Origin of the sequence: Candidatus Accumulibacter sp. ACC012 (assembly GCF_907163155.1) — a bacterium.
Taxonomy (GTDB): domain Bacteria; phylum Pseudomonadota; class Gammaproteobacteria; order Burkholderiales; family Rhodocyclaceae; genus Accumulibacter; species Accumulibacter delftensis.
Genome location: NZ_CAJQUC010000022.1, coordinates 247,338 through 270,065 on the forward strand (window position 1 = coordinate 247,338; position 22,728 = coordinate 270,065).

The 22,728-nt window shown below is 63.2% G+C and carries 10 protein-coding genes; 2 read left to right on the top strand and 8 right to left on the bottom strand.

Going from position 1 to position 22,728, the window contains the following annotated elements:
* Positions 1-22: 22 nt before the first annotated feature.
* The 7 genes from QZ648_RS21915 to QZ648_RS21945 all read right to left on the bottom strand — a co-directional run bounded on the left by QZ648_RS21915 (position 23) and on the right by QZ648_RS21945 (position 16,901).
* Complete coding sequence (locus QZ648_RS21915) at positions 23-5,161, bottom strand: malto-oligosyltrehalose synthase (protein WP_291998294.1); 5,139 nt, start codon at positions 5,159-5,161, stop codon at positions 23-25.
* Positions 5,158-6,993 carry a malto-oligosyltrehalose trehalohydrolase gene (gene treZ, locus QZ648_RS21920; protein WP_291998295.1) on the bottom strand — a complete coding sequence of 612 codons (1,836 nt, stop codon included), beginning with the start codon at positions 6,991-6,993 and terminating at the stop codon, positions 5,158-5,160. The genes QZ648_RS21915 and treZ overlap by 4 nt, the downstream gene beginning before the upstream one ends.
* Positions 6,990-9,122 (bottom strand): glycogen debranching protein GlgX, encoded by a 2,133-nt coding sequence (glgX, locus tag QZ648_RS21925; protein WP_291998296.1) that lies wholly within the window; start codon positions 9,120-9,122, stop codon positions 6,990-6,992. The genes treZ and glgX overlap by 4 nt, the downstream gene beginning before the upstream one ends.
* 10 nt (positions 9,123-9,132) lie before the next feature.
* Positions 9,133-10,356, bottom strand: a complete 1,224-nt coding sequence (locus QZ648_RS21930) for a glucose-1-phosphate adenylyltransferase (protein ID WP_169065052.1) — start codon at positions 10,354-10,356, stop codon at positions 9,133-9,135.
* Positions 10,357-10,382: 26 nt separating this feature from the next.
* Positions 10,383-13,730: a maltose alpha-D-glucosyltransferase gene (treS, locus tag QZ648_RS21935; RefSeq protein ID WP_248595187.1), complete on the bottom strand. Its 3,348-nt coding sequence runs from the start codon at positions 13,728-13,730 to the stop codon at positions 10,383-10,385.
* A gap of 313 nt (positions 13,731-14,043) precedes the next feature.
* Complete coding sequence (glgB, locus tag QZ648_RS21940; protein ID WP_169065054.1) at positions 14,044-15,978, bottom strand: 1,4-alpha-glucan branching protein GlgB; 1,935 nt, start codon at positions 15,976-15,978, stop codon at positions 14,044-14,046.
* The gene (locus tag QZ648_RS21945; protein WP_169065055.1) at positions 15,975-16,901 is read right to left on the bottom strand and encodes a mechanosensitive ion channel family protein; all 927 of its coding nucleotides are present in this window, start codon (positions 16,899-16,901) and stop codon (positions 15,975-15,977) included. The genes glgB and QZ648_RS21945 overlap by 4 nt, the downstream gene beginning before the upstream one ends.
* A 107-nt stretch (positions 16,902-17,008) precedes the next feature.
* Here QZ648_RS21945 and QZ648_RS21950 point away from each other — a divergent pair, with 107 nt between their 5' ends.
* Positions 17,009-17,539, top strand: coding sequence for a MarR family transcriptional regulator (locus QZ648_RS21950; RefSeq protein ID WP_169065056.1), 531 nt, complete (start codon positions 17,009-17,011; stop codon positions 17,537-17,539).
* A gap of 77 nt (positions 17,540-17,616) precedes the next feature.
* Here the strand turns inward: QZ648_RS21950 and QZ648_RS21955 are convergent, their stop codons facing one another.
* Positions 17,617-18,255, bottom strand: a complete 639-nt coding sequence (locus QZ648_RS21955; RefSeq protein WP_169065057.1) for a histidine phosphatase family protein — start codon at positions 18,253-18,255, stop codon at positions 17,617-17,619.
* A gap of 635 nt (positions 18,256-18,890) precedes the next feature.
* Between QZ648_RS21955 and dsr1 the strand changes: the two genes are divergently transcribed.
* Positions 18,891-22,700: an anti-phage defense-associated sirtuin Dsr1 gene (gene dsr1, locus QZ648_RS21960; RefSeq protein ID WP_291998297.1), complete on the top strand. Its 3,810-nt coding sequence runs from the start codon at positions 18,891-18,893 to the stop codon at positions 22,698-22,700.
* Positions 22,701-22,728 lie beyond the last annotated feature (28 nt).

Here is a 22,728-nt window from a genome sequence, read left to right on the forward strand (position 1 = left end):
CTGGCCGCCCTTCGCCGCTGCCTCAAAGCTCGCCTTCCACGGCCAGTAGCGCGACCGGGAAGCTGGCCAGGATCTCGCCGATCGGCAATTGCGCGCTTGCCGAATGATTCTCGCCGCTGAGCAGATTGCGCCAGCCAGCGGCGGCTAGCCCGTCGGGCAGTTCGAGCATGGTATCGGTCCACACCTCATTGCCCAGCGGCAGCACCCGGTTATCGCCGAGCAGGCGCACCGGCAGCAGCGGCACAACGACGACAATGGCGCGCTCGCCGTGGCGGCGGGCGTAGGCGCAGACGTGCGCCGCGTGTTCGCCGCTGACTTTCAGGGGCAGGTAGTCACCCTGCTCGAGAACCTCCGGCCAGCGCGCGCGCAGCGCCAGACTCTGCCACAGCGTGTACAGCTTGATGCGCCCGTCGGTCATGTCGGCGACCAGCGGTCGCAGGCGGTCGGGCCACTGTTCCGACGGCCCGTCGACCAGCGCCTGCACCTGCGCCAGCAGCTCGCGGCGCAGCGCAAAGTCTACCGGCCGGCGGTTGTCCGGGTCGACCAGGTTGAACTGCCATAGCTCGCAGCCCTGGTAGATGTCCGGCACGCCCGGTGAGGTGACCTTGATCAGCGCCTGGGCCAGGGCATTGATCAGGCCGTGGTGGCTGATCGTCTGCAGCATGAGTGCGAAGTCGGCCAGGAACAGGTTCTTGTCGCCGGGTGCCAGCAGGGCGTGGACAAAGTCGCTGACCGCGCCTTCGTACGCGCTGTTGACCTGCACCCAGCTGCTGTGCTCCTTGCCTTCACGCAGGGCTTTGATCATATAGGCATCGATACGCGTCCGGTACTCGGCCAGTTCATCGTCGTTCGGCGGGGTCAGCGGCCAGGTGCCGAGCAGTGTCTGGTAGAGCAGATACTCGTCGTTACGCGACGGGGCTTCAACGCCGTCGACCAGATGTTTGCGGCCGCGATTGAGACGCCGCCAGCGCTTGAGCATCAGTTTCCACGCCGCCGGGATCTCGGAGAGCACGTTGATGCGCGCGCGCGCGTCCTCGGAACGCTTGCTGTCGTGTGTCGAGGTGGCGAGCATGTTGTGCGGCCAGCGGACGGCACGGGCACGCGTGGCGGCATGGAAGGCGGCCACCGAAATGCCGAAGCGGCGCGGCTCGCCGCCGACGTCGTTGAGCGAGCTCAGGCGATGGTAACGGTAGAAGGCAGTGTCTTCGACACCCTTGGCCATCACCGGTGACGACACCTGCTGAAACTTCATGGCGAAGGCTTCGAGCGGCTCGCGGTAGGAGGCGCTGCGGCCGCGGGCGAGATCGGTGGTCAGCACGCCCTCGAGGAAGTCGTAGATGCCGGTATCGAACAGCGGGCTGCGTTTTTTTGCCACCGCCACTGCCCAGGCGATGTGGCGGCGGTCGTCGGCCGACAGTTCGCCATAGGCAACGTAGCTGCGATAGACGGGGAAACAGGCCACGACTTCGATCAAGGCTTCGCGAAGACCGTTGAGGGTGAAGTCGCAGGTGTCCCGGTCGGCGGCAGCGATACGCGCCAGGCGGTTGGCGAGGACGCTGAACTCGCTCGCCAGCGCGGTGTGCATGATCAGCTTCTTGGCGTCGTAGGCGAGTTCTTCGAAGTCGCTGTCGACACCCGTGAAATCGCGGTAGATACGCGTCATGCGTCGCTCTGAGGCGGTATCGACGAAGAGGTTGTTGACCAGGTTGGAAAAGCGATAGCCGGTGGCGCCATGGATCGGCCAGTCATCCGGCAGGCGCTCGTGCTCGGCGAGGATTTTTTCGATGACCAGATAGATGGGCAGTGCTTCGCCGGGTGCCAGCGGCTTGCCGCCTGCCGCCTGTTGCAGCTGGCGGAAATACGCACCAGGGTCGAACATTCCGTCCGGATGGTCGATACGCAGCCCTTCAACCTTGCCCTGGGCGACGAGATCGAGAATCAGATGATGGGTGGCGTCGAACACCGCCGGGTCTTCCATGCGCAAGGCGGCGAGGTCGTTGATATCGAAAAAGCGGCGATAGTTGATTTCGTCGCAGGCCACCCGCCAGTAGGCGAGACGGTAGCCCTGTACCTGGATCAGCTCGTGCAGCAGGTCGAAGCTGGCCGGATGCCCGGGGCGGCCGTTGAACTCGGCGAGATTGTCGGCGATGTGGTGGGCGATGTCGGCATGTGCTTCGGTGAACGCCGCCAGGTGGCGCTTATGCACTTCCTTGTCGCGTTGCCGCTCGGCCATTTTCGGCGCTTTGCTGTTGGTCCGTGCCGGCAGGTGCCCGAAGGCGGTGAGCAGGGTTTCCAGTTCGCCGTAGCGCTCGTGCCCTTCGCCCAGGGTGGCCGCCAGGCGTTCGCGGCGATGCCCGACGATACGCGGGTAGCTGGCCGGGTCCACCGGCAGCCGGTGCTGGTAGTAGAAGATGCTGAACTCGCCGCGCACGGCGTCGTAGTCCAGGCGCAGTTCGCCGGCGTTGAGCACCTGCCCGTAGTGCGCGCCCAGCAGCGGCAACAGGACCTTGCCTTTGAGTTCGCGGTTGAGCGGGTCCCAGTCGATATCGAAGAACGCGCCCCAGGCCGAGGCCGGACCGTTTTCCAGGACGTCCAGCCACCAGGCGTTGTCCGAGCCCATGATTCCCATATGGTTGGGAACCACGTCGATGACCTGTGACAGACCGTTTTCCTTGAGGGCGGCGGCGAAGTCCTCGAATTCCTGAGGGGTGCCGATTTCCGGATTGAGTTCGGCGTGGCCGACGATGTCGTAACCGTGCGTGCTGCCGGGTCGCGCCCGCAGATAGGGCGAGGCGTAGCAGTGGCTGATTCCCAGCGCCGCCAGATAGGACGATAGCGCTCCGGCCTGGGCAAAGGTGAAGTCGCGGTTGAACTGCATCCGGTACGTCGCGCGCGGGATGATCGTTGCCCGCGAAGGCATCGTCATTTCCTCGGGCGGTACGACCGCCGTGCCGCGCTCGTTGATCAGCTGTTCGCCAACGGCGCCGAAACGTCCGTCTTGCGGCCAGTCTTCGAGATCCAGCGGCAGCCGGCGCCGCCAGTTGGGATGCTGGTCGTCACGGCTGCCGGGCAGATTGGCCTGCTCGATAGTGCCGAGAATGTCCTCGGGCTGGACGACCAGCAGCTGGGCCGGCGTTCGCGCCAGGAAAGCGTGGATGGCGACCACGAAGTCCTGTGTGATCTCGGGGACCGAAAAAGGGTGCACGCTGGCGCCCTCGGGCAGCAAGTCGGCGTGCTTCAGCGCCATCAGGAAGCGCGCGCGATCCTGGGCGCGGTCGACGACCATGTGCTCGAACTGCGCTTCGTCGGGGAAAAGCTGCAGCGCCGCGCGGGTGTCGATATCGTGGCCTTTCCAGAAGCCCTTCAAGGTCGGTAGATCGTGGGTACTGACGGCGACCAGCGCCTGCCGCGGATACTCGCCAGGTGGCTTGAAGTTGCCGTCCTTGCTGCGCTCGAAAAGGAAGGGGCGGTAGGAGAGCACGCCGGCGCTCGCCAAACGCGGCCGGAAGCCGTCCGGAACGGTGCCCAGGTCTTCGCCGATGACCATGCAGCGATTGCGCTGGCTTTCCAGCGCGACGATGGCCAGCAGGTCGGCGAGCCGATAGTTGACGTAGGCGCCTTCCGTCGCCGGTCGGCCAACGGGAACCCAGAACAGACGCGCCAGGCCCATCACATGGTCGATGCGCAGCGCGCCACAGTGGCGCATGTTGGCGCGCAGCATGGCGATGAAGGGTGCGTAGGCGGCTTCGCGCAGGCGGTGCGGCACTAGCGGCGGTAGCCCCCAGTCCTGACCGACGGGGTTGAACTCGTCGGGTGGCGCGCCGACGTAAGCGGCGCCGGCAAAGGCGTTTTGCCACGCCCAGGCTTCCGAGCCGCCGGGATTAACGCCGACCGCCAAATCCTGATAGAGGCCGACGCCAAGGCCGCGACGCCACGATTGCTGGCCCAGTGCCGTCAGTTGTTCGTCGGCGAGCCACTGCAGCCAGGCCGAGTATTCGACGGCTTCGGCATGTTCATCGGCGAAGGCGGCTACCGCGACTGCCTGTGGGTCACGGTATTCCGTGGGCCACGCGGGCCAGCCCCAGATGGCGGGGTTCTCCTGCTGGAAGTGCGCCTGCAAGGCCTCGAAACGGGCGTGCAACTCGAGTGTCTGGCCGCCTTGCGTGCGAAACAGGCGGAAAGCGCGTGCCCGGGCGCTGTCATTGCCCAGATGCTGGTCCCGGAAATGGCGGTAAAGTGCGCTCAGAATTTCGCGCTTGGCGGCCGAGACTTCCTGGTAGTCGACCTCGTCGGCGACGCGCAGGCGCCGCAGCCGGCCCTGGAAGCGCTCGGAGGCGACCAGCTGGCGGGCCGCCTCGCATTCGCTGAACTCGGGGACGGCTTCGACGTCGATGTACAGCACATTGACGAAGCAGCGGCTGGACGGGCTGTAGGGGCTGATCCGCGCCGGGTCGTCCGGGAACAGGGCGTGGAGTGGATTGACGCCGATTACCCCGCCACCGGCGTCCGCTGACAGATCGATCAGGGTGCGCAGGTCGCCGAAGTCACCGATGCCCCAGTTGCGCCGCGAGCGGACGCCGTAGAGTTGCACCGTCGGACCCCAGACGCGACCGTCTCCCTGCACGGCGTCGGGCAGGTAACAGCTAGCCGGGGCGACCACCAGGGTCATCGCCACCTGCGCCAGGCCGCCGCTGCCCGGTTGTTCGACTTCCAGGCGGTAGTAACCGGCTTCACTCGGTGGCGGCAGTTGCAGTTCCCCGCGCAGGAAGTCGACCCCGTCCACGCGCTGCTCGGCGAGTCTTGGCAGCTTGCCGGGCTCGAATTCGCCGCTGCTCGCGGTGCCGTTCTCGGCGCTCAGGATCCAGCGGTGTGGCTGGCCGGCACGCGCCACCGGCAGTGAGACGGCCAGTGTTGGCGTTTCGCCGAGTGCAACCACCTTGACCGGCGGCAGTGGCCGTCGCCACTCATCTTGCTGCAGGCCTTGCAGCAGTGTTGCCGGGTCGGCATCGGCCGGGAAGTGCATCGCCGCCAGCAGGGCGCGCAAAGTCTTTTCGGAGGTGGCGTGCGGTTTTCCCCAGACGTCGTCATAGCCGGCACTGATGCCGCAATGCTCGGCAAGTTGTGCCAGGGCGTCGTGGCGCTTTTCGTCAGCGGCGCTCATGGGCGGTCTCCGATGTGCAGATGCCAGGCCACCGACCATGCCGGCAGTTGGCCGCTGGCGAGTGCGCCAGCGTCAAGATTGGCGGTCGCGAAGAGCAGCTGGCCGCTGGCCGGTGTGGCGACCAGCTGATCGTCACCAAGATTGGCAAGCAGGGTCAGCAGGCTGCGGTCGCCGAGAGTCCAGTTGATCGACAAGCAACGTGGCGACAACAGCTTCAGCTGCGGATCACCATTGCCCATGCCGGCCAGACGCGGCGCAATCCACTGGTGACGTAGCGAGAGCAGTTGCCGGTGCAGTTCCAGGGTGGCGCGGTGTGGCTCACGGTCGATTGCGCTCCAGTCGAGAACGCCGGCTGCGAAGGTCTCCAGCGCGTTCGGATCGGGGATGCTGGCGCGCACTTCTGGATCGGCAAAGCGCGCGAAGCGTCCGAATTCGCGGCGGCGGCCTTCGGTCACCAGGCGCGCCAGTTCGGGGCCGAAGTCGCAGAAGAACTGGAAGGGCTGGGTGGTCGCAAACTCCTCGCCCATGAACAGCAGCGGCGGCTGCGGCGCGAGCAGCAGGATGCTGGTGACGGCCTCCATCGCCGCCGGCGGAGCGAGGTGAGCGAGACGCTCGCCGAAAGCGCGGTTGCCGATCTGGTCGTGGTTCTGCAGGAAATTGATGAACGCTGCCGGCGGCAGGTGGGCGCTCGCTTCGCCACGCCGTTCGCCATGCGCGAAAGTCGAGGCTTCACCCTGATAGGCGAAGCCCTCGCTGAGGCAGCGACCGAGACGGCGCACCGGTTCGGCCGCGTAGTCGCTGTAGTAGCCGTCGGTTTCGCCCGTGGCCACGACGTGAAAGCAGTGGTGGATGTCGTCGTTCCACTGTGCGGTGCCATGCACCAGACGGCCGGACTCGTTGCGGGCGAGATAGCGCGCCTGATTGCGCTCGTTCTCGAGCACCATGTGCACGTGCCGCGCGCGTCCCGGCACCGCCTTGAAGGCGGCGGCAAGCTCCTCGATGATGTCCGGCGAGCTGTCGTCGCAGATGGCGTGGATGGCATCGAGGCGCAGGCCGTCGAGATGGAACTCCTCCAGCCAGTAGAGGACGTTGTGCACGAAGAAATCGCGTACCGCGCGGCTGCCTTGGCCATCGAAGTTGATCGCCGCACCCCAGGGGGTTTCGTGGCGCGGGTTGAAGAAGTCGGGGGCGTAGGCGTGCAGATAGTTGCCTTCCGGACCAAAGTGGTTGTACACCACGTCGAGCAGGACCATCAGGCCGCGCTCGTGGGCGGCGGCGATCAGGCGCTTGAAGTCTTCCGGTCGGCCGTAGGCGGCGTCGGGTGCGAACGGCAGGACGCCGTCGTAGCCCCAGTTGCGCTGCCCCGGGAAGTCCGAGACGGGCATGATTTCGAGCGCGGTGACGCCGAGTTCGACGAGATAGTCGAGGCGCTCGATGGCGCCAGCGAAGTCGCCGGCCTTGGTGAAGCTGCCGATATGCAACTCGTAGATTACGGCTTCCTCCCACGGCCGACCGCGCCATTCGCTGTCGGGCCAGTCGAAGGCGGCAGGGGCAACGATTTCGGAAGCCCCATGCACGTCGTCAGGGTTGTAGCGCGATGCCGGATCGGGAACCAGCAAACCATCCGGCAGCTTGAACAGATAGCGACCGCCGGCTTGTGCTTCGGCGACGGTGAGTTCGAACCAGCCGCCCGCGGCAGCGGTCATCGGCAGTTCGGGGGCACCGTCGAGCTGCAGGCCGACAGCGTCTACGCCGGGCGCCCAGAGGCGAAAACGGACGCCGCCTTCGGCGAGGACTTCGGCACCGAAAGGCATGTTGTGCTGGCGTTTCATAATTTCTTCCTTTGCTGCAGGAGAGCCAGCGAACGGCTTTCGAGGGGGTAAATGTCACCGCCCTGGAAGACGCCGTCCGGCGCCAGGCCATTGGCGATGTGCGTATCGAGGACGCTCAGCCACTCGCAGGTCTCGGGCAGCACCGGCAGGCGGAAGTCGAGGTTTTCGTGATAGCTGTTGAAGAGCAGCACGAAGTTGTCGTCGTGTACCGGGCGGCCGCGCCGGTCGCGCTCTTGCATCGCTTCGCCGCTGAGATAGACACCCAGGCACTGCGCGTAGCTGTGCGACCACTCCTCATCGTTCATCTCGCTGCCATCGGGTTTCAGCCAGTGGATGTCCTTGAGCAGCGAACCCTCGGGGGCGCTGCCGTGGAAGAAGTTGCGGCGGCGGAAAACCGGATGCTCACGGCGCAGGGCAATGACCCGTTGCACGAAAGCCAGGAAATCGCGGTCGGCTGGCGAGAGATCCCAGTTGACCCAGCTAATCTCGTTGTCCTGGCAGTAGGCATTGTTGTTGCCGCCCTGGCTACGTCCCATTTCGTCGCCAGCGAGAAGCATTGGCACACCCTGCGAAAAGAACAGTGTCGCCAGCAGGTTGCGTTTCTGCCGCGCGCGCAGTTCGTTGATCTCGGCGTCGTCGGTCGGTCCCTCGGCACCGCAGTTCCAGGAACGGTTGTTGTCGTTACCGTCGCGGTTGTCTTCGCCGTTGGCTGCGTTGTGCTTGTCGTTGTAACTGACCAGATCGTGCAGCGTGAAGCCGTCGTGGGCGGTGACGAAGTTGACGCTCGCCCAGGGCTTGCGGCCACTGTGCTGGTAGAAGTCGCTGGAGCCGGTGAGGCGGCTGGCGAAGTCGCCGATCAGGCCGCTGTCGCCCTTCCAGTGCGCGCGCATGGTGTCGCGGTAGTGGTCGTTCCACTCGCCCCAACCGGCCGGGAAGTTGCCGACCTGGTAACCGCCTTCGCCGAGGTCCCAGGGTTCGGCGATCAGCTTGACCTGCGACAGCACCGGATCCTGCAGCAGGATATCGAAGAAGGCGCCGAGCTTGTCGACCGCATGCAGTTCGCGCGCCAGCGCCGAAGCGAGGTCGAAACGGAAGCCGTCGACGTGCATTTCCAACACCCAGTAGCGCAGCGAGTCCATGATCAGCTGCAGCATGCGTGGCTGCTGCAGGTCGAGGGTGTTGCCGCAGCCGGTGTAGTCCATGTAGTAGCGTGGATTGTCAGCGACCAGACGATAGTACGCGGCGTTGTCGACGCCCCGGAAAGAGAGCATCGGGCCGAGATGGTTGCCCTCGGCGGTGTGGTTGTAGACCACGTCGAGAATGACTTCGATGCCGTGCGAGTGCAGGGTCTTGACCATCGTCTTGAACTCGCTGACCACGCCGGTGGAACTGAAGCGGGCGTCGGGCGCGAAGAAGCCGATCGAGTTGTAGCCCCAGTAGTTGGTGAGGCCACGATCGATCAGATGGCGGTCGTTGAGGAAGGCATGCACCGGCATCAGCTCGACCGAAGTAACGCCGAGGCGCTTGAGGTGATCGATCACCGGTGCCGTCGCCATACCGGCGTAGGTGCCGCGCAGCGCTGGCGGCACCTCGGGGTGCTTCATGGTGAAGCCACGCACATGCGTCTCGTAGATCACCATGTCCGCCCAGGGAATGTTCGGTGCCTTGTCGTTGCCCCAGGTGAAGGCCCGGTCGATGACCCGGCACTTGGGCATGCCGGCGGCGTTGTCACGACGGTCGAAGGACAGGTCCTCGTTACGGTGACCGATCTTGTAGCCGAAATGCGCGTCGCTCCAGCGCACCTCGCCGACGATATCCTTGGCGTAAGGCTCGATGAGCAGCTTGTTGCCGTTGAAGCGGTGGCCGCGCGCGGGTTCGTAGGGACCGTACACCCGGTAGCCGTAGAGCAGGCCGGGCCGCGCCTCGGGCAGGTAGCAGTGCCAGACCAGATTGGTCTGCTCGCGCAATTCGATGCGCTGCACTTCCTTCTTTCCGGTCGGATCGAACAGACACAGTTCGACGCGTTCGGCGTGTTCGGAAAAGAGGGCGAAATTGACGCCCTCGCCGTCCCATGTAGCGCCACGTGGTGTAGGTGCGCCGGGCCAAACGGCGGTAACGGGAAGGTTCATGGTGGACCTCCTAAATTTGGTAGCGGGTTACGTCAGGGACATCCAGACCTTTGGCCAAAACCACTACGCCGCCGTTGCTGACCGTATAGCGGGCGCGGTCGGCGGCGGCATCGAAGCCGATGCGTGAGTTTGGCTCGACGACGTTGTAGCGGTCGACAATGACCCGCTTGAGACGCGAGCCACGGCGGATGACGGTGTAGTCCATGATCAGGCAGTCGTCGATCTCGACGTCTTCCTCGACGACGACTTCACGACGCAGCATCGAGTTGCTGATGCGCGCGTTCTTGATCAGCGAGCCGGCGGCGATGGTGCTGTTGCTGATGTTGCCGGAGATCAGTGGTGATGGTCCCTGGTAGGAACTCGAGTTGATGAACCATTTCGGATTGAAGAGGTTGAAGCGCGGTTTGGCGCCGAGGACGTCGTAGTGGGCTTCGTAATAGGCGTCGATGTCGCCGACGTCGCGCCAGTAGGACTGTTCCTCATAATCCGCGACACCCGGAACGTGGTTGTCAGCGAAGTTGTAGGCCAGGACCTGGTGCGTCTTGATCAGCCGCGGCAGGATGTGGTGGCCGAAATCGTGCTCGTCGTTCTCATTGGCCTCGCGCAGCGCTTTCAACAGGACGTCGGTGTTGAACAGGTAGTTGCCCATCGAGCCGTAGGCGCGCGTCGGGTCGCTGAGCATCGCCGGTGGATTCGCCGGTTTCTCGAGGAAGCTGCGGATGCGGTGTCGCTTGTCGGCGTCGATGATGCCGAAGGCCGAGGCAGCGGCCAGGGGTACCGGAATCGCCGCCACCGACACATGCGCCGAATTCCGGCGGTGGAAATCGATCATCTGGCGCACATCCATGCGGTAGATGTGATCGGCGCCGAAGACGGCAACCATGTCCGGCGAGTGGCGCTCGATGAGGTTGATGTTCTGGAAGACGGCGTCGGAGGTCCCCTGGAACCACTCCGCACCACCGCCGCGCATTTGCGGTGGCACGACGGTGACGAACTGGCCGGTGTAGGCGTTGGAGTTTCCCCAGGCCTTGGCGACGTGCTCGATCAGCGACTGCGACTTGTACTGAACCATCAGGTAGATGCCGCGGATCTCCGAGTTCACCAGGTTACTGAGCACGAAGTCGGCGATCCGGTAGCGGCCGCCGAAAGGCACCGCCGGCTTGGAGCGTTGTGCAGTCAGAGGATGCAGCCGGGAACCCTGGCCGCCAGCCAGGACCATCGCAAGTACTTTCATGGTGTTCTCTCCTTAACGGGTAAAAATCAGCTGGGTTCTTTATCTTCGAGGTTCCTGAGCAGGCTGAAGAGGGGCACCGAGACCCAGTCTGGCCGGTTGCCCATTTCGTAACGCAGCTCGTAGAGCGCTTTCTCGATCACGAAGAACTCGATCAGTCGTTCAGCGCCACCAGGCTCCTCCGGCCATGCCGGGCAGCCCTGTACGGCAGCGCGGTAGCCGCTCATGAAGGCATCGCGGACCTGCTCCTCCCAGCTCTCGACCAGCGGCCCGGCACGATGGCGGTCGACTGGGTCTTCGTTGGTCAGGCGGTTGGTGGCCACTGCTGCCGCATAGCTGAACGAGCGCAGCATGCCGGCAACGTCGCGTAGCGGCGAATGTTTCTGGCGGCGCTCGTCCATTGAACGCGCGGGTTCGCCCTCGAAGTCGATGATTACAAAATCATTTTCCACGCGCAGCACCTGGCCGAGGTGGTAGTCGCCGTGATAGCGCATCTTGGCGGCGCTGATGCCGGCCAGTGCCTGCGGCGAAATGCGCTCCAGGAGCACCGGTCGCAATGCCGACAGGCGATCGCAGCCTTCGCGCACCTCCGCGGGGAAGTTCTCGCTGCGCCGTTCGAGCTCGTCGAGCGTGGCTACCGCTTCAGCTTTCAGGGCCGTCGCCCAGTCGCTCATGTCCTGGGTGGTGATCGGCTCGCGTTCGAAGGCCGGGTCGCCAGTCGAACGACCGAAAGCCTGGTGCAGCTCACCGGTACGGCGGCCGAGAACCTCGACCAGCGTCACGAAGTAGGCGTGCGGGTTGCCGTCAAGCTCGTCGGACGCGATGGCAACTTCGGAGAGATAGCGTTCAAGGTAGTCGAGCGTGAAGTTCCAGCTGTCACCCTGGTTCTTGGTGTAGCCCTGCAACAGCGCGAGCGTCATCGTCTGGCCATCGGCACGACGGATTTCGACCGAGCCGGCGACCGGCGCAATGTGTTCGTAAGGCGAGGTATCGGTCAGGAAGCGACCGACTTCGACTTCGGGATTGGTACCCGTCTGCAGGCGACGATAGCCCTTGAGGAACAACTTGTCGCCGAAGTACACCGCGGTATTGCTCTGTTCCAGCGACGGATGACGTACCGGCGCGTCGAGGCCGGCGGCGAGTTTGGCAAACGCCGGCGAGGCGTGGAACTCGAGGCGACCGCGGGCAAAGGGTATGGTCACGTTCTTGCCGATACCCTCGGCCAGGTCGCGGCAGAAGCCATCCGAGCCGAAGGCACCGTAAAGCAGGCCGGTGCGGTCCTGCTGACGCACTCGCGCCAATGCCCAAGAGGCCAGCAAGGCACGCTCCTCTTCGCTGGTTTGGTCGTCCCAGCAGATCGCCAGCGGCAGGAAGTAGACCTGCGGCTCGATGCCGGCACAGTGCACTTCGATGATGGTCAGCAGCCAGCTGCCCTTGTCGGTATCCCACGGCGCCTGCTCGATGATGTTGATGCTCTCGATGGCGTGCCCTTTGCCGGCAAACCAGCGCTTGGTGACCACATAGGGTGCCAGCACCTTGTGTTGCAGCTGGTCGCGGGTGGTGGCGGCGATTGCCCGGCGCACGGTGGTGGCGGTGGTCTTGCCACCCGAGAAAGTCAGCCAGCCCTCGGTGAGCACCAGAACCGGCAGTTCGGCGCGCGCCAGGCGTTCTTCGTGCCAGTACGGCACTTCGGCGTCGGTGGTCAGGCGGAAGCAGTAGGTGCCGTGGCCGGCCAGGGTCAGCAGGTAGGGCAGGTCGCCGATCGGCGGGAAGGCCGAGCGGCCGAGCAGTTCGACCGGCACGCGCGTCTTGAACGCCACCAGGTCGAGTTCCACCGGTTGTGCGTTGCGCGACAGATTGACCACGCAGAGCAGGGTCTCGTCCTGGTACTCGCGCACATAGGCGAGGATCTTGCGGTTGCCCGGCTCGAGGAAGGTGATGCTGCCACGGCCGAAAGCCTTGTAGTTCTTGCGTACCGCGATCAGGCGCTTGGTCCAGTGCAGCAGTGACGAGGGGTTGCGCGCCTGTGCTTCGACGTTGATCGCCTCGTAGCCGTAGATCGGGTCCATGTTCGGCGGCAGGTAAAGTCGCTGCGGATCGGCTCTGGAGAAGCCGGCATTGCGGTCCGGGCTCCACTGCATCGGCGTGCGCACGCCATTGCGGTCGCCGAGATAGATGTTGTCACCCATGCCGATTTCGTCACCATAGTAGAGTACCGGTGAGCCGGGCAGGGTCAGGATCAGGAACTTCACCAGTTCGATTTTGTGGCGGTTGTTGTCCATCAACGGAGCCAGGCGGCGGCGAATACCGACGTTGACGCGCATCCGCGGGTCGGACGCATAGGCCTTGTACATGAAGGCGCGTTCGCTCTCGGTGACCATCTCCAGCGTCAGTTCATCGTGGTTGCGCAGGAAGATCGCCCACTGGCAGTTGTCCGGGATTTCCGGCGTCTGGTTCATGATCTCGATGATCGGATGGCGTTCTTCCTGGGCCACGGCCATGAAGATGCGTGGCATCACCGGGAAGTTGTAGGCCATGTGACACTCGTCGCCGTCGCCGAAGTACTCACGCACGTCTTCCGGCCACATATTGGCCTCGGCGAGCAGCATGCGGTTCTTGTAGCGCGAATCGATGACCGCGCGGATTTGCTTGATCACTTCGTGCGTTTCGGGGACGTTCTCGTTGTTCGTCCCTTCGCGAACGCAGAGGTAGGGGATTGCGTCGAGGCGCAGACCATCGACGCCCATATCCAGCCAGAAGCGCATGATGCGGATCACCGCCTTGACGACGTCCTGATTGTTGTGGTTGAGGTCCGGCTGGTGCGAGAAAAAGCGGTGCCAGTAGTAGGCCTTGGCGACATCGTCCCAGGCCCAGTTCGACTTCTCGGTGTCGGTGAAGATGATGCGCGTTTCCGGAAACTTCTTGTCGGTATCCGACCACACGTAGAAATCGCGCTTTTTCGACCCGGCCGGGGCTCGCCTTGCCGCCTGGAACCAGGGGTGCTGGTCGGAGGTGTGGTTGATGACCAGCTCGGTGATCACCCGTAGTCCGCGGCGATGGGCTTCGCGGATGAAGACGCGCGCGTCGTTGCGGTTGCCGTAGTCGGGGCTGACGTTGTGGTAGTCGGAAATGTCGTAGCCGTCGTCGCGCATCGGCGAGGGATAGAAGGGCAGCAGCCAGAGGGTGTTGACGCCCAGATCCTGGATGTAGTCGAGCTTCTCGGTCAGGCCCTTGAAATCACCAATGCCGTCGTCGCCACTGTCCTTGAAGGCTTTGACGTGCAATTCGTAGATGATCGCATCCTTGTACCAAAGGGGATCGTTTTCCCAGGTCACTTCGGCCGCTGCGGCGGCTTTTTCCATCAACTCGTTGGCCATCAATCATTTCCTCCACTCAAGGGAAGTCGTCAAAGTTAGGCTTCTGGTCGCAACGAGAAAGCCGTTGTCAGCAAGTGTCTCTACCGCCTGGCGAGGCGAACCGGCTGCAAGCCGGTACGGCCAGGGGCTGCTCTATCCGGCCGGGCCGACCGTTTTGCAGGATCAGGCGGGCGACGGTTGGCAGGGCGCCATTGGTGATCACACCATGTAGCAGCCAAGCGTGACGGGATTGTCGAGCGCAGGCAAGAGGGATGCACGACCGCAGCTCTGGCCCGGATTCCTCCTGGCGTGTACAGGGCGAAAACGTCATCGCTCATGAAAGGGATTGGTTCTCGGGGATCGGCTTGAAGACCAGCACTGCCAGCGGCGGCACGGTCAGCGACAGGGAATGGCAATAGCCGTGCGCGGCCTGCGGAGAGGCCTCGACCTGACCAAGATTACCCATGCCACTGCCACCATAGAGGGGGGCGTCGCTGTTCAGCACCTCCCGCCACTGGCCGCCGCGCGGCGCGCCGACGACGTAGTCGTGGCGCGGTACCGGTGTAAAGTTACAGACCACCAGCATGGTGTCGTCGCGGTGCTTGCCGTAGCGCAGGAAGCTGATGACGCTTTCCTCCCAGTTCTGGGCATCGATCCAGGCGAAGCCGTCGCTGTTGAAATCCCGCTCATGCAGCGCTTTTTCCTGGCGATAGACACGATTGAGGTCTTTGACCCAGGACTGCACGCCTGCGTGCAGCGGGTATTGCAGGATGTGCCATTCGAGGCTTTCCTCATGCTGCCACTCGCGTCGCTGGCCGATTTCGCCGCCCATGAACAGCAGCTTCTTGCCGGGATGGGTCCACATCAGGCCATAGAGCAAGCGCAGATTGGCGAACTGCTGCCACTCGTCGCCCGGCATCTTGCCGATCAGCGCGCCCTTGCCGTGCACCACTTCGTCGTGCGACAGGGGCAGGACGAAATTTTCGGTGAACGCGTACCAGATCGTGAACGTCAGCTTGTCGTGCTGGTATTTGCGGAACAGCGGCTGCAGCTGGAAATACTTCAGGGTGTCGTTCATCCAGCCCATGTTCCATTTCATGCCAAAACCCAGGCCACCCATATAGGTCGGGCGCGAAACCAGCGGCCAGGCGGTGGACTCTTCGGCCATCGTCTGCACGTCCGGATGGTCGCGATAGACGGCTTCGTTGAGGCTGCGCAGAAAACTCATCGACTCGAGGTTTTCGCGGCCGCCGTGTTCGTTCGGGATCCATTCGCCTTCCTCGCGCCCGTAGTCGAGGTAAAGCATCGAGGCGACGGCATCGACGCGCAAGCCGTCGATATGGTACTTGTCGAGCCAGAAGAGCGCGCTGGACATCAGGAAGCCGCGCACTTCATTGCGCCCGAGGTTGAAGATCGAACTTTTCCAGTCCGGGTGGAAGCCCTGCCGCGGGTCCTCGTGCTCGTACAGGCAGGTGCCGTCGAAGTTGGCCAGCCCATGGCCATCGGCGGGAAAGTGCGAGGGCACCCAGTCGAGGATGACGCCGATCCCGGCCTGATGCAGGGTGTCGATCAGCAACATCAGATCTTCCGGTGTCCCGTAGCGGGCTGTCGGCGCGAAATAGCCAGTCGTCTGATAGCCCCATGAGCCATAGAAGGGATGCTCCATCACCGGCATCAGCTCGACGTGGGTGAAGCCCATTTCCTGGACGTAGGCGGTCAACTGATGAGCCATTTCACGGTAGCTCAGCGAGCGGTTGCCGTCCTCGGGAATGCGCCGCCAGGAACCGAGATGCACTTCGTAGATCGACAGCGGCGCATCGAGGGCATTGATCGCCCGGCGCTTGGCCATCCATTCGCTGTCGCTCCAGTTGTAGTCGAGGGTGCACAGGCGCGAAGCGCTGCGCGGCGGCTCCTCGGATTGACGGGCAAAGGGATCGGCTTTCTCCTGCGTACCGTGCCGGCTGCTGATCTGGAACTTGTAGCTGTCGCCCAGCGCCGGTCCGGCGATGAAACCCTCCCAGATGCCCGAGTGATCGGGGCGACTAAGAAGGTAGTGACTGCCGGCCTGAAAATTGTTGAAGTCGCCGACCACCGACACTTTCTCGGCATTGGGCGCCCAGACGCTGAACTGGAAGCCGCGTTGGCCCCCCTTTTCCGTGGCGTGCGCGCCGAAGCGGTCGTAGAGCCGGGTGTGCTTGCCCTCGCGAAAGAGGTAAATGTCCTGTTCGCTGAACAGGCTGTGTGCAACGACGGATTTTGTGACTTTCATTGCGTACCTCCGGGGTGTTGCGTGGCACCGTCCATCGACAGATACAGGGGTGGGCCTGAGCCGTCCTTGGCCTGTCCGGGATAGACGGTGAGATGCGGATAGGGAATCTCGATGGCGGCAGCATCGAAAGCGTCTTTGAGGCGGCGCAGATATTCGCGGCGAACGGTCCACTGTTCGATGGCCACGACCTTGAAGCGGCAGCGCAGGATCACCGCCGAATCGCCCCAGGACTCGACGCCGACGATCTCGATGTCGTCAAGGATCTTGGTCGCGAAAGCAGGGTCTGCGCGCAACTCGGTGCCGACGCTACGCATCACCGCGAGCGCCTGATCGACGCTTTCGCGATAGGCGACGCCGACGTCGACCACCGCCTGCGCGAAGCCGCGGGTCATGCTGGTAACGGTGCTGATGCTGCCGTTCGGAACGAAGTGCACGTGGCCATCGTAGTTGCGCATGCGCACATAGCGCAAAGTAATTTCCTCGACCATGCCGCTCTTGCCGCCCGCTTCGACGACATCGCCCAGGCGGATCTGGTTCTCGAGCAGCAGGAAGAAGCCCGAAAAGTAATCCTTGACCAGACTCTGCGCGCCAAAACCGACGGCGACGCCGACAACACCGGCAGCGCCGAGGATCGGGGCAACGGAAACACCCAGTTCGGCCAGCACCAGGACGCTGGCGACCAGCGAAATGATCACCGACACGGCGTAGCGGAAGACGCGGCCCAGGGTCTCCGCTCGCTGTACCTCTTCGCTATCGCGAATGCTGCGGCTGATGTAGATACGGAAGGTTCGGATCAGCTTGTGTGAAAAAGCCATCGCCAGCCAGGCGAGCACGAAGATCAGGCTGATGCGCAAGGTCGAGGTTATCGTCGGCGAGAGTTGCTGGCCGACGGAAAGAATTTGTTCGAGGATTGCTTTGTCCATGTAGCTCCGGGTTGACAAGCGTCAGGGGAAAATTTCGCTTGTACAAATAGTGTGAGCAGAATAGTATTGCACAAAATCAATTCTCTGGCAACGCAAGGGTTCGCACAATGACTCACACAAGCAAGGATGGTTCGCCGGAGCAGGCCGCAGATCGGCAGGCCCCGGACGGGGCCGCTACGATCCGCGAGGGCGCGGACGACACCTTCGGCAAGCTGTTGGAACTGGTGCGCTCGGTTCAGAATGGCATGCAGAACATCGACGACCGGCACGGCCTGAGTGGTTCGCAGCTGTGGGCACTGTGGCAAATTTCGGCCCGCCCCGGCTTGCGTGTCTCGCAGCTCGCCAGCGCGCTGCATATCAAGCCTTCTACCGCCAGCAACCTGCTCGACAAGCTCGAACTGCGCCAGTTGGTCCGCCGCGAAAGGCGCGATACCGACAACCGCGTCGTCCGTCTGCATCTCACGGATGCCGGCGTCGACGTCGTCAAGGATATTCCTGGCCCGATGCAGGGCCGGCTGCGCGGTGCTCTGGGAAAAATGCCGCAACCCGGGCTCGGGAATCTGCGGCAGGGGATTTCGTCGCTGCTGGAGCTGATGGACGAGTCAACGCGTCACGGCGCGGTGCAGCCGAAAGCATGAACGATTGAATGTTGGCATGCGGCCGGCACTCCTTTTTGGCCGGCGGCGGCACTATCGGTGTTGTTTCTTCTGCGCAGCTACGGTAATTCGTCAAGCCCGACCATCGCCAGATGGTCGGTCACGCCCCACGCTTCCATGCGCCAGCTGTCGCCCGTGGCGCTTACCCAGTTGATACCGGCGTTGGGAATCAGGAAATCGCGCGGCTGGCGCAAGGAAGTGCCGCGCACCAGGCGGTTGACGATGTCCAGCACGCCGCCGTGCGTCACCACCGCGATCGTCTGGCCACGGTGCTCGTCGACCAGGCGCCGTAAACCGGTGCTGACCCGCAGGTGCAGTTGCTGCAGACTCTCGCCGCCGTACGGAATCACGAAATCCGGCACCCGCTCTTCGAACAGGGAATACACGTCCGGGTAGCGGCTTCGCGACTGCTCGTAGGTCAGCCCTTCGAAAAGCCCGTAGCGTCGCTCGCGAAATTCCGGCCGCAGGATCGGCGCCAGCTTCAGGACGCCCGCCAGGCCTTGCGCCGTTTGCCGCGCCCGCTGCAAGTCGCTGCTGTAGAGCGCCTCGATGGCCAGCGGCGACAGCCACCGCGCAGCGGCCTCCGCCTGCGCCAGCCCCGCCTCATTCAGGCCAACGTCGATATTCCCCTGAATTCGCTTTTCCGCGTTCCAGGATGTTTCGCCATGACGGACAAGGCAGATGCGGGTCGCTTCCATAAGATATTCATTCACGAGCAGAGTTGGCGACCGCCATCGGCCGAGGGACGATCCGGCCGTCGCCAGCGTGCAGCCTCGCTCAGCCAGATTCGCAAGAAGCAGATTCTAAGCCATTTGCAAGGACCGCTCCGCACCTCGCTAGAAATCAAAAGCCCCCCGCCCACCCGCCGCCTGCTCCCCTCCCCCCTCGCGGGGGAGGGGTTGGGGGAGAGGGGGAGCGGCGACACAGTTGCCGTGCTGTCCTTAAATCTGTACGCCGCGCCCCAGCGTTGATCGTCGTCACTGGCTGGGAAATCGCCTGCCCCGCTACCCTTCGGGTCGCACCGTTTAATCACCTGCGAGCGGCTTCCGGACTTACGACTTCGGCATTTGTGCGCTACCATCTGCTGAAAGAGAAAGTACCGCTTAATGCGCGGGACATCTCTCCGGAAGGTTCCGGATGCTATCTGGCGCGGGAGCTTTAAAATACGCATGACAGTCAAAGTGCCCGTGCCACCTCTGAATATTCAGAACGGCTTCGGCCGGCTGCTGGTTTGGTTCGGCCCGCTCAAAGCCAAACATACCGCCATCCGTAAAGCCAACACTGTTCTGCGGTCGGCCACCTTGGCACGTGCATTCCCCACGCCGAGCTGATCATGCAGTTCGTCAAGCACGGCCCCCACGTTCCCGAGCAGCTGTTGCAGGCGCACGAGAAAGGCCGTGTGGTGTTCTTCTGTGGCGCTGGAATTTCCTATCCGGCGGGGTTGCCAGGTTTTCGTGGTCTGGTCGACGAAATCTATGCCGACTTGGGAACGCAGCGCAATGCCGTTGAGGAACAGGCTTACTCTAGGCAGCAATACGATGCCACGCTGGATTTGCTTGAACGGCGAACTCCTGGGCAGCGACGCGCGGTGCGAACGGCGCTGATGAAAGTCCTGCAGCCGAAGCTGCGACGCAAGGGAGCGATGGACAACCATCGCTCCCTGATCCAGCTTGCACGCGACCGCGACAACGCACTCCGCCTCGTTACCACCAACTTCGACCGCATTTTCGAGGGGCTCATCGCGCGCGCGCAGCCAGTCATTCCGGCGTATCCAGCACCCTTGCTGCCGATCCCAAAAGACAGTCGCTGGAACGGAATCGTCTATTTGCACGGGCTCCTCCCCAAGACTCCGGACGAGAACGCACTGAATCGCCTGGTGCTGACCAGTGGCGATTTTGGTCTGGCCTACCTGACCGAGCGCTGGGCCGCTCGTTTCGTCAGCGAGCTGTTCCGCAACTACGTCGTGTGCTTCGTCGGTTACAGCATCAATGACCCGGTACTGCGCTACATGATGGATGCGCTCGCGGCAGACCGCATGCTTGGTGAGGTGACACCCGACGCCTATGCATTTGCCGACTACGACGGCGCTCAGGCGGGCCAGGAAGACCAGCAAAAGATCGAGTGGAAAGCCAAAGGCGTCACGCCGATTCTCTACGAAGTGCTATCGGGCGGCACTGACCATTCAGCCCTGCATCGCACTCTGAGGGCATGGGCCGACACCTATCGCGACGGTGTGCTCGGCAAGGAGCGTATCGTCGTTGAGTACGCGATGACGCGGCCGCAGGCCAGCACGCGGCAAGATGATTTCGTCGGACGAATGCTCTGGGCGCTGTCCGATGAATCCGGCCAGCCTGCCAGACGCTTCGCCGACTTCGATCCGGCGCCGTCACTGGATTGGCTGGAAGCGCTGAGTGAGGAGCGCTGCCGGCACGCGGACCTTGACCGCTTCGGCGTGGCACCTCAGCCAACGCGTGACGACAAACTGACCTTTAACTTGATGTGCCGCCCGGCGCCCTACACGCATGCGTCACGGATGACCCTGGTCGATGGGAGCGGTTTCGCTAGCCATTGCGATAAGGTCATGATGCAGTTGGGGCGATGGTTGACCCGCCATTTGGACGATCCGGCGCTGGCATTGTGGGTTGCCAGGCACGGCGGGCAACTGAACGGCCATTTCGCTTCGGCACTCGACGATCGTTTGAGCGAACTGGCCAGGCTTGAGCGCGACGAGAATGTCGAGGAACTCCAACGTATCCTGACCAATGCGCCGAAGGCCGTCCCAAGCCCGATGATGCGAACCCTTTGGCGCCTTCTCCTCTCCGGACGCGCGAAGTCCCCAGGGGACCACTTCGACCTGCAGCGCTGGCAGAAGCGCTTAGCTCATGACGGACTCACGCTCAGCTTGCGCCTGGACTTGCGAGAAATGCTGGCACCGCGGATAGCGCTGCGTCAGCCCTTCCTTTGGGGTGAACCGCCTGCGCCTGCGGGCCGACCGGAGCGGGTAAGAGATCTGGTCGACTGGGAAATTGTTTTAGCCACCAAGCATGTTCACGCATCGCTAAAACGTCTGGCGCACTCGCCAGCCTGGCGAGCAGCACTGCCGCAGCTACTGGCAGACGTTCAAGGTCTGCTGCGTGACGCGCTGGACCTGATGCGCGAAATGGGTGACGCGAACGACCGGCGTGATCGATCCTTTGCCGGCCAGCCCTCGATTAGCCCGCACGCGCAGAACAGGGGTTTCCGTGGTTGGGTGTCGCTGATCGAGATCCTGCGCGATGCCTGGCTTGAGACACTGGAAAGCGATCCCGCCCGTGCCCACCGCGTGGCGGCAGATTGGTGGGAACAACCCTACCCAGCCATTAAGCGCCTGGCTCTGTTTGCCGCGACTCATGACGGCGTCGGCACCGACGGCGAGTGGGTAGAGTGGCTTCTGAAAGACGGCGCTTGCTGGTTATGGTCCGTGGAGACATACCGCGAAACGATGCGCCTGCAGGTGTTGCGAGGCGCCGAGCTAGAGGCGCAGCCACTCGGCCGCCTGCAAGCAGGCATTTTGGCAGGACCGCCCGGCGCGGTGGTGGGCAGCGACTCTGATCCGTCGCGGCAGTTACTGAATGGAAAGGTATGGCGACGCTTGGCCAAGCTGGCTTTCGGTGGCTGTGTTCTCTATGGCGACGCAAAGACGCGACTTGAAGCCTTGATCTTTGCTCACCCGGATTGGCAGCTTGCAAAAAATGAAAGTGACGAGTTCTCGTTCTGGATGAGTGGCACGGGAGATCCCGGCGACGAAGATCGGCGTCAATTCGAAAGGCTGCCACGCCAGCGGCGCCACTTAGTGAAGTGTCTGCGGCTTCCACCGTCATCAAACAGCTGGCACGAGGACGACTGGAGCGAGATCTGCCGAGACAAGTTTTCGACCGCAGCTTGCGCTTTGTGCGCTCTCGCACATGAGGATACATGGCCTGCCAAGCGCTGGCGTGACGCGCTAGAAGCCTGGAGCGAGGGCAAGCTGCTGCTCCGTTCCTGGCGGTACCTGGCAGCTACTCTGCAACGCATGCCCGACGACACACTGCTCGTCGTCGGCCAAGCCGGAACTAGGTGGTTAAAGGCGGTGGCAAAGATCCTTGACCGGGACGAAGCGGTCTTCCTCGCGCTCTGTCACCGCTTTCTGGCGATGGATCACGAGGACGATGAGACCACAGAGGAACTTGTCACGCGAGCCGTCAATCACCCAGTGGGCCACATCACTCAAGCCTTGCTTGCTTACTGCTTCAGTCGTCAACCCGAGGATGGACAGCGTTTGCCAAACGGTCTGGCACAACTATTCGACATGCTCTGCGATCCTGAGGTGGCTCAGTATCGTCACGCCCGCGTTCTGCTCGCAGCTAACGTGATCGCGCTATTCCGGGTGGACCAGGACTGGACGACAAGGTGCCTGCTACCCCTGTTCAACTGGCAGCGATCGGTGATCGAAGCGCGCGCGACTTGGGAAGGCTTCCTTTGGTCGCCACGCTTGTACCGGCCACTGCTTGCCGCCTTAAAGAATGACTTTCTCGATACCGCCCTTCATTACCGCGAGTTCGGTGAGTATGGTCGCGCGTATGCGGACCTCCTCACCTATGCCGCACTAGACTTTGCAGACGTTTTCTCCACGGACGAACTGCGCCAAGCTACGGCCGATTTGCCGCAGGAGGGCTTGGAGGAAGCCGCACAGGCCCTCGTGCACGCCCTCGAAGGCGCTGGCGACCAGCGCGAAAGCCATTGGAACAATCGTATCAAACCCTATTGGCATAGGATCTGGCCAAAGTTTCTTGAACTCGCCTCCGAGCACATTGCGGAGCGACTCGCATGCCTCGCCATAGCTTCCGATGCCGCCTTTCCTGTAGCGCTGCAGACCCTGCATGAGTGGTTGATGCCGTTGGAGTACCCGGACTATGTCGTTGACCCTCTGCACGAGTCAGGCCTGTGCGGCCAACACCCGCAAGCTTCCCTGCAGCTTCTCGATACGATCATCGCCGACCAAGCTTGGGCACCAGGTGGGCTTCACCATTGCCTGGATACGATAGCGAAAGCCTGGCCAGAGGCCAGCGACGACTCCCGCTATCAACGGCTGATGGCGTTTACGCGGCGTCACGGGCAGCAATGAGACCGGTGTGAGGGAGCCTCCCCGTGTG